Genomic DNA, 1131 nt, shown 5'->3' on the forward strand with positions numbered 1-1131 from the left:
CACCAGACCGTCTGGCGCTGGGATTCGAGCCCGTTCGGCGACACGCCAGCCAACGAAGCACCGAGCAGCCTGGCCAGCTTCAGCTACAGCCTGCGCTTCCCGGGCCAGCAGTACGACCCGGAGACGCAGAGCCATTACAACTATTTCAGGGACTATGAGCCGGGGACCGGGCGGTATCTGGAGTCGGATCCAATTGGGTTAGACAGTGACGTTGATACTTACGCTTATATCAAAAGTGCCCCACTACAGGGAATGGACTACCTTGGTCTTGGAAAAGAAGGAATTGAACCTTGGGAGGTGGGAAGTTTCAATGCGCTCAAGAACAAAGAATTGCCTGGTGATGGTCTCGATGTCCATCATGTTGCACAAAAGGCAGTTATGAAGTGCGGGTGCGCCGGATATGATGAAAAAACTGCGCCGGCGATTGCCATCGAACGCGAGTTGCACAAGAAACTTCCAAAATCGAGCCCTGGATCCTCCTTCATCGGTTCTGCACGGAGCTTGCTTGCTCGCGATATCGGGGCGCTTCGAAAGGCTGGCGCACCAAGAAGGTCTTTGTTCAATCTAATTGACATCAATAAGCTCTTCTATCCAGAGTGTTTCAAGAAGGGCGGTAAGTAGCCGGAGAATCAACGTGGACGGGAAAGAGTTTGTGAGTTCAATAAGAAAGTTTCTGATGCCGGAATCGATTAGCGGTTGCATGAAACAACTTGAGAAGCCGAATAAGCTCTCTAGCGCCGATGAGTTGGGCGCAAGCACGTGGTACAAAAGGCTCTCCTCCGAAGAACAGTCAATTGTCAGGGGCATCGTCACAAGGGCTGTTCATAGCACTCTCTTTGGCATACTCGTGGTGCTGGACAACTGTGACACTATTGAAGAAGGAGAGGGTGGGGGCGGGTTTGAGTTGTACTATTCGAAAGAGGGAACACGAGTTCAACTGAATGGGCAGACGGATGATCTCCATGACATGCTGTAGCCGAACAGAGACTTTTTTTCCCATCCTCGAAAACCGGTGAATTGGAGCCAAAGGGGTCAGGTTGGACTACCCCCGATTTCTCGGACGGGTTAATTAGGCGACACCGCCATCTTCTCGAACTGCTCCGGTGATTGGTAGCCGAGAGCGCTGTGTAG

2 protein-coding genes are annotated in these 1131 nt (G+C 52.2%); both read left to right on the forward strand.

What is annotated here, in order from left to right; genetic code table 11:
* The coding region (locus BM125_RS19610; protein ID WP_139225151.1) for an RHS repeat domain-containing protein at positions 1-621 on the forward strand (621 nt) is incomplete at its 5' end.
* 79 nt (positions 622-700) lie between these two features.
* The gene (locus BM125_RS19615; RefSeq protein WP_092411131.1) at positions 701-976 is read left to right on the forward strand and encodes a hypothetical protein; all 276 of its coding nucleotides are present in this window, start codon (positions 701-703) and stop codon (positions 974-976) included.
* The last annotated feature ends 155 nt before the right edge of the window (positions 977-1131 follow it).

The organism is Dokdonella immobilis, from assembly GCF_900115085.1.
GTDB classification, from domain to species: domain Bacteria; phylum Pseudomonadota; class Gammaproteobacteria; order Xanthomonadales; family Rhodanobacteraceae; genus Dokdonella; species Dokdonella immobilis.

What these genes read in the sequence shown, in the direction of transcription:
- BM125_RS19615 (WP_092411131.1), top strand. Translation starts at nt 701, where the DNA reads ATGAAACAACTTGAGAAGCCGAATAAGCTCTCTAGCGCCGATGAGTTG.